We start from the raw sequence: 14,119 nt of genomic DNA, 5'->3' as shown, positions 1-14,119 counted from the left end.
AGGGGGCGCATCCGTTGTATGGTGCGTCGGAACGGAGGAACTGCATGGGACGCGTGGTGAGCTACAACGAGGATGTGCCGCGCTGCACATTCTGCGGCAAGACCGAGCATCAGGTGCGCAAGCTGGTCACCGGCCCCGGTGCCTCGATCTGCGACGAATGCATCGCGCTATGCGTGGACATCATCTCCGAGGAGCGGCACCACGATGCCGACGTCAACGCGCTGACGCTGCCGAAGCCGGTGGAGATCAACGCGTACCTGGACCGGTACGTCGTCGGCCAGGAGGACGCCAAGCGGACGCTGTCCGTGGCCGTCTACAACCATTACAAGCGCGTCAATATGGAGCTGCGCGAGGCCGCCGACGAGCTGGGGGCTGGCAAGGATGGCTCCCCGGTGCGGGCGTGGCGCGTCGCCGACCCGCTGGCGGATGTGCAGGTGGCCAAATCGAACATCCTGCTGATGGGGCCGACCGGCGTGGGCAAGACCTATCTGGCGCAGACGCTGGCCCGTGTGATGAACGTGCCGTTCGTCATCACCGACGCGACCACGCTGACCGAGGCCGGTTACGTGGGCGACGACGTGGAGACCGTGCTGCAGCGGCTGCTGCAGGCCGCGGACGGCGACGTGAGCCGCGCGCAGCACGGCATCGTGTACATCGACGAGATCGATAAGATCGCCCGCAAATCGGGGGAGAACACCTCCATCACCCGCGACGTGTCCGGCGAGGGCGTGCAGCAGGCGTTGTTGAAGATCCTGGAGGGCACCATCGCCTCCGTGCCGGTGGAGGGCACGCGCAAGCACCGCGAACAGGAGACCATCCAGTTGGATACGCGGGGCATCCTGTTCATCTGCGGCGGCGCGTTCGTCGGCCTGACCGACATCGTGGCGCGGCGTCTGGGCACGCGTGAGAGCGGGTTCGGCGCCTCCTGGCACGAGCACGAGGCCACACCCGACGAGCTGCTGGGGCAGGTCACGGCCGACGACCTGGCTGAGTTCGGGCTGTTGCCGGAATTCATCGGACGTCTGCCGGTGGTGAGCGTGCTGAAGGACCTGACCGAAACCGATCTGGCCGATGTGCTGACGCAACCCGCCAATGCTTTGACCAAACAGTACCGCAAGCTGTTCGCCGTGGACGGCGTGGAGCTGGTGTTCACCCGGAAGGCCGTCGAACAGATCGCGGCGACGGCGATCCAGCGGGGAACCGGCGCGCGCGGGCTGCGTTCGATTATCGAGAAGACCTTGGAGCATACGATGTTCCTGCTGCCGAGTATGGAGGATGTGACCCAGGTGGTGGTGGACGCGGCGTCGGTGCGCGGCGAGAGCGAACCGAAGCTGGTGCGCGCCGCCACGCAGGAGATCCCGAAGCGGCGGGCGGCGTGACGACACGCCGATTTGCATATCGGAGTACATGGGTGTAACTTATTTCGAGTTGCCGCAAAGACAACATGCGCGAGTAGCCCAGCGGATTAGAGCAGCTGACTACGGATCAGCAGGTCGCAGGTTCGAATCCTGTCTCGCGCACTCAGCCGTCATGCATGTGGCGGCATGCGCGAGTAGCCCAGCGGATTAGAGCAGCTGACTACGGATCAGCAGGTCGCAGGTTCGAATCCTGTCTCGCGCACCACAACGGCGGAGCGTCATCGCTCCGCTTTTTTCGTATCCCCGCCCATACTGCCCGGCGTCGCCGGTGAGTGCCTATGGTTCGTTCGGCACGATACATCACGGTCACGGGAGAGAACCAGACACGCGGTATCATGGTGTCGTTTGTGACTTCCGCTATGAGCGACCGACAAGGAGCAGTGACGCATGTACGATTTCGAGACGCTGGTGGACCGCAGGGGCACGACCTCGTCCAAGTGGCATATGATCGAAACCGATATGGGGCCGGGCAATGAGGATGTCATCGCCCTGTCCGTGGCCGATATGGAGTTCAAGCCCGCCCCCGAAATCGTGGAGGCGCTGGTCCACGCCGCCCAGCATGACATCTTCGGCTACGACTACGCCACCGACCAGTATTTCGATGCCCTGGTGGGCTGGATGCGGCGCCGCCACGCGTTGGACATCAAGCCCGAATGGGTCACGCTCTCCGACGGCGTCATGCCGGCCGTCAACACGGCCCTGCGCGCCGTGACCCGCCCCGGCGACAGCGTGATCGTACAGAGCCCGTCCTACCCGCCGTTCGTGGCCGCCGCCCGCAACAACGGCCTGACCCTGCTGGACAACACGCTGAAGCTTGAGGACGGCCGCTACGTGATGGACTACGAGGACCTAGAGGCCAAAGCCTCCGACCCGCGCTGCACCGCCATCATGCTGTGCAACCCGCACAACCCGGTCGGCCGCGTCTGGAGCGCCGACGAACTGCGCCGCCTGGCGGACATCTGCATCGAGCACGGCGTGACGATCCTGTCCGACGAGATCCACGCCGACTTCGAACACCCCGGCCACAAGGTCACGATGTTCTCGACCCTGGGGGAGCGCTACGCCATGCACTGCATGGAATTCACCGCGCCCACCAAGACCTTCAACCTGGCCGGCCTGCTGTGCTCCAACGTCATCATCCCGAACCCGGAACTCAAGCGCGCCTTCGACGTGGCAGCCGAGAACATCGCCGGTCTGACCGTCAGCCACTTCGGCCTGGTGGCCTGCCAGGCGGCCTACAACCATGCCGAACCGTGGCTGGACGAGCTGATCGGCGTGCTGCAGGGCAATCTGGCGCTGCTGCGCGACTTCGCCCATGCCACCGGCACCACGCTGATCGAGCCGGAGGGCACCTACCTGGGATGGCTCGACTGCCGCAGCCTGGGCTTCGCCGACGCCGACGCGCTGTGCTCCTTCATGCGCGACAAGGCCCGCGTCTATCTGGATGAGGGGCAGATGTTCGGCACCGCCGGCGCCGGATTCGAACGCGTGAACCTGGCCTGCCCGAAGCACCTGCTGGAACGGGCGCTCGGCCGGATGGGCGACGCGCTGGCCGCCCGCTGACCCGGCGGCGACCATCTTTGGACCCGTGGGCCGACGTGCACCCGGAGTCCGTATGCGGGACCGCCTCCCGACGATGAGGGGGCGGTCCGCCCGTTGTCCCGGACGAACACCATCGAGGCCGGTAGAATGATACCGGCAACTGATTCGTATGGATGGAACGGAGCGCGGCATGACGGCACGTCGAAGGGCATGGGCGGCGATTCGCAGAATCGCGGCGTCGGATCGCATCAGCGGACTGATCATGCTCGGCTGCGCCATCCTCGGTCTGGTCCTGGCGAATCTGCCGGCCACGGCCCACCTGTTCGAGACCGTGGCGGAAACGCATCTGGGCATTCCCGGCACCGACATCGACCTGCCGCTGGGGCACTGGGCGCAGGATGGTCTGCTGACCATCTTCTTCCTGACCGTGGGGCTGGACCTCAAACAGGAGCTGACCACAGGCTCGCTCGCCAACCCGAAGGCCGCCGCTGTGCCGATGCTGTGCGCGGTGGGCGGCATGGTGATGCCGCCGATCCTGTTCCTGACCGTGGTGGAGCTCTACGCCCGGTTCGGCCCACCCGCCGTCGGCGAGGCCACTGTGGCCTCCGGCGCGGTGTTCGGGTTCGACGAGCTGGCCCAGGGCTGGGCCATCCCCACTGCCACCGACATCGCGTTCTCCCTGGCCGTGCTCGCATTGTTCGCCAAGGCCCTGCCCGGGTCGATCCGCGCGTTCCTGATGACGCTGGCCACCGTGGACGACTTGCTGGCGATCATCCTGATCGCCGTGTTCTTCTCCTCGCTGGAGGCCTGGTACTGGTTCGTCGGCATCGGCGTGTGCGCCCTGGTCTGGTGGTATCTGGTGCGGCGCAAGCGCGTGCCGTGGCTGGTGGTGGCCGTGGTCGGCGTCCTGGTGTGGATCATGATGTTCGAGGCGGGCGTCCATCCCACGCTCGCCGGTGTGCTGGTCGGGCTGCTGACCCCGGCGCATCCGATTCACAGCGAGGCCTCGCCCCGTGCCGAACGCTACTGCGTCAAGCTCCAACCGCTTTCGTCGCTGGTGGCGCTGCCGGTTTTCGCGCTGTTCGCCGCCGGCGTGCATTTCGAGACGCTCAGCCCCGCGCTGCTGACCTCGCCGGTGGTCATCGGCATCGTGGCGGCCCTGGTGGTGGGCAAGCCGTTGGGCATCATGGCCACCGCCTGGCTGTCCACCCATCCCGGCGGACTGAGCATGCCCAAGGGTCTGCGCGTGCGCGACATGTTCCCTGCGGCCTGCGCCTGCGGCATCGGCTTCACGGTCTCGCTGCTCATCGCCTCGCTGGCCTATACGGATGCCGAGCTGTCGGCGGAAAGCCGGTTCGGCGTGCTGATGGCCTCCCTGGTGGCCGCGGCCATCTCCGGCGTGCTGCTCAGCTTGCAATCCAAACGGTACGAGCGCGAACGGGCCGCGGCGCACGCCGCGATCGGCACGATCGGCGGCAATGTCGCCGCGCATGAGGAACCCCAACCGGACGAATCCGAACTCGTCTGGCACGACCATATCGACGACGAGGAGAGCGAGGAGACCGAGGATGACTGACCCCACAACACAGCCGGTGGACCCGGAGGACCTGATCCGCCGCCGGCAGGTCGACCCCGCCGCCGGCGACATCGACGCACCGCCGTTCAGCGAGACCTATCACCGTGGTCCCGTCATCCTGCGCGGTCCGATGATCCCGCAGGACAGCACCACCGCCAACCTGTTGAAGGCGGAGCAGTCCACCGACTGGCTGCATATGGATCCCTGGCGCGTGCTGCGCATCCAGGCCGAGTTCGTCGACGGATTCGGCGCGCTGGCCGAGCTGGGACCCGCGGTATCCGTGTTCGGTTCGGCGCGGACGCAACGCAGCGATCCGGCCTACCGTGCGGCGCAACGCATGGGCGCCCTGATCGCCGAACGCGGCATCGCCGTCATCACCGGCGGGGGACCGGGCATCATGGAGGCCGCCAACCGCGGCGCGGCCGCGGCCGGCGGCAAATCCGTGGGGCTGGGCATCGAGCTGCCGCATGAGCAGGGCATCAACGAATGGGTGAACCTGGGCATGAGCTTCCGGTACTTCTTCGTCCGCAAGACCATGTTCGTCAAGTACTCGTCCGGCGTGATCATCTGCCCGGGCGGGTTCGGCACGCTGGACGAGATGTTTGAGCTCCTGACGCTGGTGCAGACGCACAAGGTGGAGCCCACGCCCGTGGTGCTGTTCGATACGTCGTACTGGCAGGGCCTGTTCGATTGGATCACCGGCACGTTGGAGCCGCGCGGCATGATCTCGCCGCTGGACCCCGAACTGGTGACGCTGACCGATGATCCGGAACAGGCCGTGGCCGTGGCCACGAGCACCATACGCTGACCGTGGCCACGGCCACGGTCAGCCATCCGGCCAGACTCTGTCTTGCCGGAGCCGATCGGTCAGCGCTTGACGGCGATCAGCAGTCCGGTGCCGGACGGGGTGAGCGTGGAGCGGAAGCGTTCATCCGACTGCACGGCGTCGAGCAGTTCGCGCATGGCCAAGGCCTTGTCGCCGCGGTCGGCGGGATTGGGCACGCCGCCATTGGCGTGGGGATCCTCCAAGGCCATGACGTCGGTGAACACGATGACGCCATGCTCACCCAGCACCCGTGAGGCGTGCTCGAAGGCGGGCGCGTAGTTCGACGCGTCCCCGGCGACCACAATCAGGTCGTAGTCCCCGGCGTTCAGCCTCGGCAGATAGGTGCCCACGGGGGCGCTGACGGCGCGCAGCGTGGTCTGGGTGCGGTCCGACAGCCCCGCGAACAGCTTGCGAATCAGCGCGATGCCCTCCGTGGAGGAATCCACCGCGGTCAGCTGGCCGCGCCCCTCCAAACCGTCGATGAGCTGGAGCGTTTCGACCACCGACGCGGTGCCGATGGCGATGATCGAGGAGGCGTCGAGCACATGCACCAGCAGCGAGAGCAGTTCGGCCTGCGCCGCCGACCCCTGGGGGATGCCCTCGTGCTCCACGGCCGTGCGCACCTCGTTGAGATCGGGGGACTGCCGGGAGAATGCGCGATCCTCGACGAACTGCCAGACCTTGGCCAGATTCGTGTATGACGTCTTGTTCATGGTTCCGCCTTTGAATGTCGATGGATGGGTCAGCGTTCCTTGACCTGCGCGATCAGCTGCCAGATCTCCTCGCCGACGTCGATGCCGCGCGGGCATTCACGGGTGCAGGCGCGCACCGACTGGCATGCCGCGATGCCGTCCGCCGTGTCGATGGCGTCCATGCGCTCCGCGGCCTGCGTATCGCGCGAATCGTTGATGAACCGGGACGCCGTGATCAGCGCGGCCGGGCCGATGAACGCCTCGCCGCCGGCGAACACAGGACAGCTGCCCTCGCACACGCCGCAGGCGATGCAGTTGCTGAGCAGCTCGTACCTGGCCAGCTGGTCGGGGTGCTGCAGGTATTCGAAGACGTCCACCTTGCCCTCGTCGGTGGTGGCCAGCACGCCGTCGGCCTGCAGGTACGGCTTGAGCTTCCTGATCTGTTCGAGCATCGGGTCGATGTCCGCGATCAGGTCGCGCTGCACGGGGAACCCGGGAAGCGCCGCCAGTTCGATGACGCCGAGGGACCCGTCCGGAACATCCCCGGACGGCGCGTCCGTATCATCCGCGTCGTCCACGCCACCGGTCCTGCGGAACCCCTCCTCGTCGGTGGCGGAGGCCTCCGGCTTGGCCCAGTCGGCCACCGTGGCGGTGCACAGCAGCGTGGGCGCGCCGTTGATCGCCACCGCGTCCGAACCGCACATGCCGTGGCCGCAGGAATAACGGAAAGCCAAGGTCGGGTCGACCGTCCGCTTGATGGTCAGCAGGCAGTCCAGCACCGTATCCTCGGGGCGGGCCGCAATCGTGTACTCCTGCACCCACTGCTTGCCGCGTGGGCGTCGGCGGGCCGAATCGCCGCCGAACGGGGAGGACTTCCTGGCGAACGGACTGCCCGCGCGCGCACGGTCGCGCTCGCGCTCGGCGCGTGGCGTGAACCGGTGCACACGCAACGTCACCGTGGTCATGTCGTTCTCGAGTCCGCCGCTCATTGCTCCGCCTTTCCTGTCAAAAACCGTCATATAGTCTGCCATATCCCGTACCCGTCCGGCTCAGTACGAACGGGCCTGCGGCGGCATGTCCTCGATATGCACCGGCTGCCAGCCGATGCCGCCCTCGGCGTCGGTCATCGAATGGGCCAGGAAGCGTCCGTCGTCGCGTGCGGGGAAATCCATCCGGTACAGCGAGCCGCGCGATTCATGACGCGCGTCGGAGGCCTCAAGCATGGCCGACCCCAGGTCGATCAGATGGCGCACCTCCCAGATGGCGGTCAGCTCCTGGTTGAACGCGGGGGTGTCGCTATGCGGATGGAGGCTCGCGGCCTGCGGCGCGATCCGCTCGGCGATGTCCTCACGCGCGGCGGCGATGGTGTCCTCGCTGCAGTGGACCGCCAGCGCCGACTCCATGACGGCGCCGAGTTCGGCCATCAGTTGATAGGGGTTGCCGTCGGCCGTATCCTCGTCGTCGGCATCGGCGTCGGCGCCGACCTTGGCCGCGGCCAGCAGGTCGGCCACCTGGGTCCTGCGTGCGGCTGCGGCGTCATCCACCCGGTCCTGGACGGTTTCGTCGCCGGCATCCGGCGCGGCTGCGGCACCCTCCAGACGCGCGGCCATCGAACGGCCGGCGCGGGTGCCGAACAGGCAGGCGTCGAGCAGCGAATTGCCTCCCAGTCGATTCGCGCCGTGCACGGACACGCACGAGCACTCGCCGGCGGCGAACAGTCCCTCGACCGTGGCGCGCCGCCCATCGGCCCAACGGTAGACCTCGCCGTCCACGGTCACCGGGATGCCGCCCATCGTATAGTGGGCGGTCGGCTTGACCGGGATCAGGTCAACGGCCGGATCAAGGTTCGCGTACTTGCGGATGGTGGCCACTACCTCGGGCAGCACCTCGTTCATATGGTCGGCGTCGATGCCGCGCATATCCAGCCATACGCAGTCCCTGCGACCCGCAGGATCCTTCGGATCGGCCACGCCGCGCCCGGCGTCGGTCTCCGATCGGATGGCGCGGCTGACCACGTCGCGCGCGGCCAGGTCGGCATGACCCGGGGCGTAGCGCTGCATGAACGCCTCGCCCTCGGCGTTGCGCAGCACACCGCCCTCGGCGCGCGCAGCCTCGGACAGGAGGATGCCGGTATGCGCCAGCCCGGTGGGGTGGAACTGCATGAACTCCACATCCTCAAGCTGCAGACCGGCGTTCAGGGCCAATGCCATGCCGTCGCCGGTCAGATCCCACGAGTTCGACGTGGTGTGGAACAGCCTGCCCGCGCCTCCCGTGGCCAGCATGACGTTCCTGGCGTGCACGGCGTGCACGGCGCCGGTATGCGTATCGAACGCCACCACGCCCTCGACCTTGGTGCGCGCCTCGTCCAGCACCAGGTCGGTCACATACCATTCCTCGGCGAATGCGATGCCGGCCGCCACGCACTGCTGCCACAGCGCGTGCAGGATCTGGTGACCGATGCGGTCGGCGGCGTAGGCGGCGCGCTTGACCGGCTGCTGGCCGAAGTCGGCGGTATGCCCGCCGAAGCGCCGCTGCGCGATATGTCCGTCCTCGGTGCGCGAGAAGGCCACCCCCATGCGTTCGAGGTTGATGACCGCGGCGGGGGCCTCCTGCGCGAGCAGCCTGGCCGCGTCCTGGTCGACCAGCCAGTCGCCGCCCTTGACCGTGTCATAGTAATGCCAATGCCAGTCGTCGTGCTCCACATTGCCCAAGCTGGCGGCGATGCCGCCCTCGGCCGAACCGGTATGGGAACGCAGCGGCTGGAGCTTGGAGATCACCAGCACGGAGGGCTCCTCGCCCAAGGCCCGGCGTTCGGCGAATTCGGGGGAGTGGACCATACCCAGCGCCGCCGACAGGCCGGCCGCGCCGGCGCCGACGATCACGACATCATACATTGCTTCGACATGCTTCGGACTCATAGTCTTGATTCTCGCACAACGGCGGTAATAATGGAGCCATGAGTGAGTCGTTGGTACCTGATGGCACCCAAGGCGGTGCATCGGCGTCCGAGGATGCGGGGCGGACGCAATCGTTCAACGCCGGCGTCTACGAGGTCGTCAGGCGCATACCGCGCGGATGCGTGGCGACCTACGGGCAGGTGGCGGCGCTCGCCGGACGCCCCCGTGCCGCGCGGTTCGTGGGGTTCGCGCTGCACGCCAACCCCGAGCCCGGGGTGATCCCCTGCCACCGTGTGGTGTTCCGCGACGGTTCGCTGGCGCCCGGATTCGCATTCGGCGGTGAGGAGCGCCAGCGTGAGCTGCTGGAGGCCGAAGGCGTGGTGTTCGTGCCGCCGCCGGAGGGCGCGCCCAACGCCGGCGCCGAGGGCTGGCGGGTGGATATGGCGCGTTGCCAATGGCGGGCATAGGCCGGTCTCAACCGTCGGCAACGGCATAGCCGGTTCGTTCGCGCACGATGACGCCCTCCAATTCGAGGCGCGCCAGCTCGGCCAGCACCTGTTCCACGCCGGGGCTCATGCCTGCGGCCTGCAGCTCGGCCAGGATGATGTCCGCCGTGGCCGGGCTATGCCGCCGCCGGCATGCGGCTATGGCGTCGAGGATAGGTTGGGTGGATGGGGTCCCGCCGTCCGGGGCCGCATCCTGCGAGGCGATGCCGTCCGCGGTGCGGTCGATGGGCGGGTGCGCGGTGTGACAGATCTCGTCGATGCAGCGCATCGAGGAGATGATCATGGCCATGCCCGTATGGATCAGCGAATTGCAGCCGGCGTTGCGCGGTGAGGTGATCGAGCCCGGGACCGCGTACAGCTGGCGGTTCAGGTCGGACGCCCATCTCGCCGTGTTCAACGCGCCGGACCGGGGGCGGGCCTGCGCCACCACCACGGAGGAGGCCAACGCCGCGATGAGCCGGTTGCGCAGCAGGAACCGGTGGGATTCCGGAATGACGTCCGGGCACAGTTCGCTGATCAACGCCCCGCCCTGCCGCCGCATCCTCTCGAAGAGGCGACGGTTGCGTTGCGGCCCGATGTGATGCAGCCCACCGGCGAATACCGCGACCGTACGTCCCGGGGGAATCGTGGCGCCGGAACCCGGTGGTACGGCGGCCAGGGCACCCAGATGCGCCGCGGCGTCGATGCCCATGGCGCCGCCGGAAACCACCAGATGACCGTCCGCCGCGGCCTGCGCGGCCAACTCCTGCGCCACGGTGCACCCGTAGTCGTCGGCCGCCCGTGACCCCACGATCGCCAGCGGGCTGTCGCAGCAGACCAGCGATTCGGGGTCTCCCAGGCCCCACAGGCACAGGGGCGGCGCCCAATCCTTGCGGGTGACGAGGTCGTCCAGCTGATGGGGCCAGTACGGGCTGTGCGGGGCGATGATCCACATCCCGCCGCCGTCCGTCATCCGCTCGGCCAGCTCGTCCGTGGAGGAGCCGGGGAGCGTGTGTAGCCGGCGGATCCATCCGTTCAATGCCGTATGGAACGCCCGCATGGCCTCGGGCTGCACCTTGCGGCCCAATCGGCTCAGACCGGTGGCGAAGCAGCCGTCCAGCGCTTTGCGGGTGGCCGCGGGCATGGTCTCGTGCCGCGCCGCCGACATCAGCGTGGCCGCCAGGGCCTCGGCGCTGTCGGAGCCCTTGAGCGTGGCGAACATCAACGCGTCCGCGCCGTTGATGGCGGCGGTGAGCACGGCCCGGGACACGGTTTCGGCGTCCGGGGCGGGCATGGGAGGCGACTGTTCGGCGTTCATGGGCGGTCCTCGGTACGCAGGCCGATGGCCGTGAACATATGGTCCGGCGTGGGGGAGTCGGCGCCCGAGAGGTCGGCCAGCGTCCACGCCAGGCGCATCGACCGGTCCGCGCCCCGCAGGCTGAGCCGCTCGCGGTTCAACGCCCGGTCGATGACTTGCAGCGCCGCGCGTGAGGTATGATCACGCAGCCATGAGCCGGAGGCCTGCGCGTTGCAGCTCCATCCATGCCGGGCGAAGCGTTCCTGCGCCGTATGGCGGGCCTGGATGACGCGCTCGCGGATCCGGGCGCTGGGCTCCGCGGGAACGGTGTCGGCGGCCAGCAGCGTGGTGACCGGCGGCACCGTGATCTGGATGTCGATGCGGTCGAGGATTGGGCCGGAGAGTCGGGAGAAATACCGCATCCGATCCCGTTCCCGGCATGTGCACCGCTCTCCGGTGCCGTAGTCGAACCCGCACGGGCAGGGGTTGGCCGCCATGACGAGTTGGAAGTCGGCCGGGTAATACGTGGTGCCGCCCGAACGGGTGAGCACCACATGCCCGGATTCCAACGGCTCGCGCAGGGTCTGCAATGCGCGGGTGGAGAACTCCGGTGCCTCGTCCATGAACAGGATGCCGCAGTGGGCGCGGGAGATCGCCCCCGGCTGGGCCAGTCCGCTGCCACCGCCGACCAGCGAGGGACAGGAGGCCGTATGATGCGGCGCCTCGAACGGAGGGACGTCAGAGATGCCGTAGTGCTGCAGCGTGCCGCACAGGGAGCGGATCGAGGCCACCTCCAGCTGCTCGCGTTCGTTCAACGGGCTCATGATGCCGGGCAGGCGTGAGGCCAGCATGGTCTTGCCGGAACCGGGAGGCCCCACCATGAGCAGATGATGGCCGCCGGCGGCCGCCACCTCAAGCGCCTTCTTGGCTTCGGCCTGGCCGATGACTTCGGCCATGTCTCCGGGGTGGGACGCGTCGAACACCGGTTGCCGGGGCTGCTCGCCGACGGGCAGGTCGTGCGGCATCTGATAGCGGGCGCTGCCGCCCATCATCTCGATGAGTTCGCCGACGTGCCTGACCCCGATGACCTGCGGGCCGTCCACCAGCGAGGCCTCGTCAAGGTTGGCGTACGGCACCACCATGCGGCGCAGCCCGCGTTCCTTGGCGTGCAGCATGATGGGCAGCAGTCCGTTGACGGGCAGGACCGTGCCGTCCAGATTGACCTCGCCGATCACCACGACCTCGTTCAGACAGTCCGGCGGAATCGCCCCGGCGGCGCTCAGCACGCTGGCCGCAATCGCCAGGTCATGCGAGGAACCGCGCTTGGGCATGGAGGCGGGGGAGAGGTTCACGGTGACCCGCGTCTCCGGCCAACGCAGGCCGCAGGCATGGCAGGCCGATTTGACGCGTTCGCGGGCTTCGGACAGCGAGGCGTCGGGCAGGCCGATGATGCTGAAGTACGGCAGACCGGGGGAGATGAAGGCCTGCACCTGGATGATGAAGGCCTTGATGCCGATCAATCCGATGGACAACGCTCCGCCGATGGCCATCAGAACGCCCCCGGTATGTGGTGCAGCAGCGGTCGTCCGCCGCGCACGATGATCGAGACGACATCGAAGCGCACGCCGCGGTGCGCGATCCTATGCCCCGGGTCCAGCAGCCATTGCACGCCCGCCCGGCGCAGATTCGCCTGCTTCCTCATATCGACGGCCTCCTGGGGGAAGCCGCAGCGCAGCGAACGCCTGGTCTTGACCTCCACGAAGGCGATCAGGTCCTCCGGGGTCAACGCCACGATGTCGAGCTCGCCGTAGCGTGTACGCCAATTGCGCGAGAGGACGCGCCAGCCATGGTGCTCCAGCCAGCCGGCGGCATAGGCCTCCCCGGCGGCCCCCAACTGCTTGGCGTCCAATGTGCCGTCCTGCAGGCCATGCGCGAGCCGGGCCAGGGGCCGGGCATGCTCCGCTGCCGATTCCGCCGATGGCTGCGCCGTTGTGATCTGTGCTGTGGTCATGGTTTCAGTGCACCAGACTTCCGTCTGCGGGGAAAGCGGCGCAGGGCGATGTGACCGCAGCGGGCGGTTTCGGGCGTGTTGTGGATAAGTTCATGCAATACATACGGCGTCCCTGCGCGGAACGTCGCATATTCCGCGCAGGGACGCCGTATGTCGGCTACAGGCCGCCGAAGGCCGCCGCTCAGTGCAGCAGCGCCGTCATCGCGCCGAGGTTGAGCTCGAAGCTGACGCCGCGCTCCTCGAAATCGGGCTGGTTGCGGGTGCTGACCATCGCGTCGCGCACGAATTCGCCGGCGATGGCCGCGGCCTCGGACAGCCCCTTGCCCGCCATCACCGCGCCGCACAGTGCGGAGGCGAAGGCGTCGCCGGTGCCGTGGATCATGTACGGCAGTTTCTCGTGCGCATGTTCCTGCTTGTGCTCGGCGCCGGTTTCGGCGCTGGCCACATAGTTGCGCAGGAATCCGTCCCCGCGGTCGATGCCCTTGAGCACCACGTTCCTGGCGCCCAGCTTGAGCAGCGCATCCAGCCAGTCGGTCACCTCGGCGTCATCCAGGTTCTGCCCCGGATAATCGCGACCGGTCAGGATGCTCGCCTCGGTCAGGTTCGGCATCAGCACATCCGCGCCATCGGCCAGGGCACCCATCGCCTCGCACAGCTCGTCGGTATACGTCGGATACATCTGGCCGCCGTCGCCCATCACCGGATCCACCAGCCGCAGGGCGCCCGGATATTCGTGGTACAGGCGCTGAATGACCGCCACCTGGTCGGCCGAGCCGAGGAAGCCGCTGTACACGCCGTCGAGCCCCACGCCGATCTTGCCCCATGCGTCCAGGTATCCGTTGAGGATCTCCGTGGTGTCATGGAACGTGAACACCGGATACTTGGTGTGCGAGGAGAACAGACCGGTCGGCACCGGGCACACGTCGCAGCCCGCGGCGGACAGGATCGGGATCGCCGCGGTCAGCGAGCACTTGCCGTAGCCGCACATGTCATGCACGGCGGCCACGCGCGGGATATACGCCGGATTGCGGTCATACAGCTTCACATCACTCATAACCCCTCGATTCATTAGGGACTGTTGGTCTACGCTCCCGACATTACCCATTCGCGCGACATTCCGGGGCCCCGGGGACAGGGGGAGTCCCATACTGTCCGAAATGCGGACATAAATCCGAGAGAATTACGGCGTGTCGTCTCGAACCGCGACGGATCCGCCGAGGCGCTGCGCCGCGTAAGACCTCCAATGGCGGCGAATGATAAACGGCTATAACCAACGCCGATAGCCGTGAACCTTGCCGTACCGACGGCCCGCGGCCTACAGTCGCCACCAACGCCGATGCCCCGCATCGTCCGCAGCCAACCCAAGGAACCACCG

Annotated in this window: 12 protein-coding genes and 2 tRNA genes; 7 read left to right on the top strand and 7 right to left on the bottom strand. The window is 67.7% G+C overall.

Features of this window, described 5'->3' with window-relative positions:
• Window positions 1-44 precede the first annotated feature (44 nt).
• From clpX to BIGA_RS02850, 6 genes are all read left to right on the top strand, one after another.
• Window positions 45-1,379 carry an ATP-dependent Clp protease ATP-binding subunit ClpX gene (gene clpX / locus BIGA_RS02875; protein WP_033506083.1) on the top strand — a complete coding sequence of 445 codons (1,335 nt, stop codon included), beginning with the start codon at window positions 45-47 and terminating at the stop codon, window positions 1,377-1,379.
• A 67-nt stretch (window positions 1,380-1,446) separates the two neighbouring features.
• Window positions 1,447-1,520, top strand: a tRNA-Arg gene (locus BIGA_RS02870).
• Between the two features lie 26 nt (window positions 1,521-1,546).
• A tRNA-Arg gene (locus BIGA_RS02865) sits at window positions 1,547-1,623 on the top strand.
• Between the two features lie 182 nt (window positions 1,624-1,805).
• Window positions 1,806-2,981, top strand: a complete 1,176-nt coding sequence (locus BIGA_RS02860; RefSeq protein ID WP_033506084.1) for a MalY/PatB family protein — start codon at window positions 1,806-1,808, stop codon at window positions 2,979-2,981.
• Window positions 2,982-3,150: 169 nt separating this feature from the next.
• The gene (locus BIGA_RS02855; protein ID WP_081929381.1) at window positions 3,151-4,536 is read left to right on the top strand and encodes a Na+/H+ antiporter NhaA; all 1,386 of its coding nucleotides are present in this window, start codon (window positions 3,151-3,153) and stop codon (window positions 4,534-4,536) included.
• On the top strand, window positions 4,529-5,344 hold the full coding sequence (locus BIGA_RS02850) for an LOG family protein (protein ID WP_161786254.1): 816 nt from the start codon (window positions 4,529-4,531) through the stop codon (window positions 5,342-5,344). The genes BIGA_RS02855 and BIGA_RS02850 overlap by 8 nt, the downstream gene beginning before the upstream one ends.
• Before the next feature lie 59 nt (window positions 5,345-5,403).
• On the opposite strand, the gene BIGA_RS02845 is transcribed toward BIGA_RS02850, so the two are convergent.
• Genes BIGA_RS02845 through BIGA_RS02835 form a run of 3 tightly spaced genes read right to left on the bottom strand, consistent with a single transcriptional unit; the run spans window position 5,404 to window position 8,972 of the window.
• Window positions 5,404-6,075 carry an O-methyltransferase gene (locus BIGA_RS02845; RefSeq protein ID WP_033506086.1) on the bottom strand — a complete coding sequence of 224 codons (672 nt, stop codon included), beginning with the start codon at window positions 6,073-6,075 and terminating at the stop codon, window positions 5,404-5,406.
• 29 nt (window positions 6,076-6,104) lie between these two features.
• Window positions 6,105-7,043, bottom strand: coding sequence for a succinate dehydrogenase/fumarate reductase iron-sulfur subunit (locus BIGA_RS02840; RefSeq protein ID WP_033506088.1), 939 nt, complete (start codon window positions 7,041-7,043; stop codon window positions 6,105-6,107).
• Between the two features lie 60 nt (window positions 7,044-7,103).
• Window positions 7,104-8,972, bottom strand: a complete 1,869-nt coding sequence (locus BIGA_RS02835) for an FAD-binding protein (RefSeq protein ID WP_033506090.1) — start codon at window positions 8,970-8,972, stop codon at window positions 7,104-7,106.
• Between the two features lie 50 nt (window positions 8,973-9,022).
• On the opposite strand from BIGA_RS02835, the gene BIGA_RS02830 reads away from it, so the two are divergent.
• Window positions 9,023-9,418: an MGMT family protein gene (locus tag BIGA_RS02830; RefSeq protein ID WP_317367685.1), complete on the top strand. Its 396-nt coding sequence runs from the start codon at window positions 9,023-9,025 to the stop codon at window positions 9,416-9,418.
• Window positions 9,419-9,425: 7 nt separating this feature from the next.
• On the opposite strand, the gene BIGA_RS02825 is transcribed toward BIGA_RS02830, so the two are convergent.
• From BIGA_RS02825 to BIGA_RS02810, 4 genes are all read right to left on the bottom strand, one after another.
• Window positions 9,426-10,754, bottom strand: a complete 1,329-nt coding sequence (locus tag BIGA_RS02825) for a DNA-protecting protein DprA (protein WP_081929377.1) — start codon at window positions 10,752-10,754, stop codon at window positions 9,426-9,428.
• Entirely contained in the window at window positions 10,751-12,283 is a 1,533-nt protein-coding gene (locus tag BIGA_RS02820) for a YifB family Mg chelatase-like AAA ATPase (protein ID WP_033506092.1), read from the bottom strand. The genes BIGA_RS02825 and BIGA_RS02820 overlap by 4 nt, the downstream gene beginning before the upstream one ends.
• Window positions 12,283-12,744 carry a YraN family protein gene (locus BIGA_RS02815; protein WP_051917042.1) on the bottom strand — a complete coding sequence of 154 codons (462 nt, stop codon included), beginning with the start codon at window positions 12,742-12,744 and terminating at the stop codon, window positions 12,283-12,285. Before BIGA_RS02815 ends, BIGA_RS02820 begins: the two co-directional genes overlap by 1 nt.
• A 181-nt stretch (window positions 12,745-12,925) precedes the next feature.
• Window positions 12,926-13,798, bottom strand: a complete 873-nt coding sequence (locus BIGA_RS02810; protein WP_033506097.1) for a PfkB family carbohydrate kinase — start codon at window positions 13,796-13,798, stop codon at window positions 12,926-12,928.
• Window positions 13,799-14,119 lie beyond the last annotated feature (321 nt).

The organism is Bifidobacterium pullorum subsp. gallinarum, assembly GCF_000741215.1.
Taxonomy (GTDB): domain Bacteria; phylum Actinomycetota; class Actinomycetes; order Actinomycetales; family Bifidobacteriaceae; genus Bifidobacterium; species Bifidobacterium pullorum_B.
Note: the sequence above shows the minus strand (reverse complement) of the source record. Positions and strands in the feature narration are given on the sequence as shown.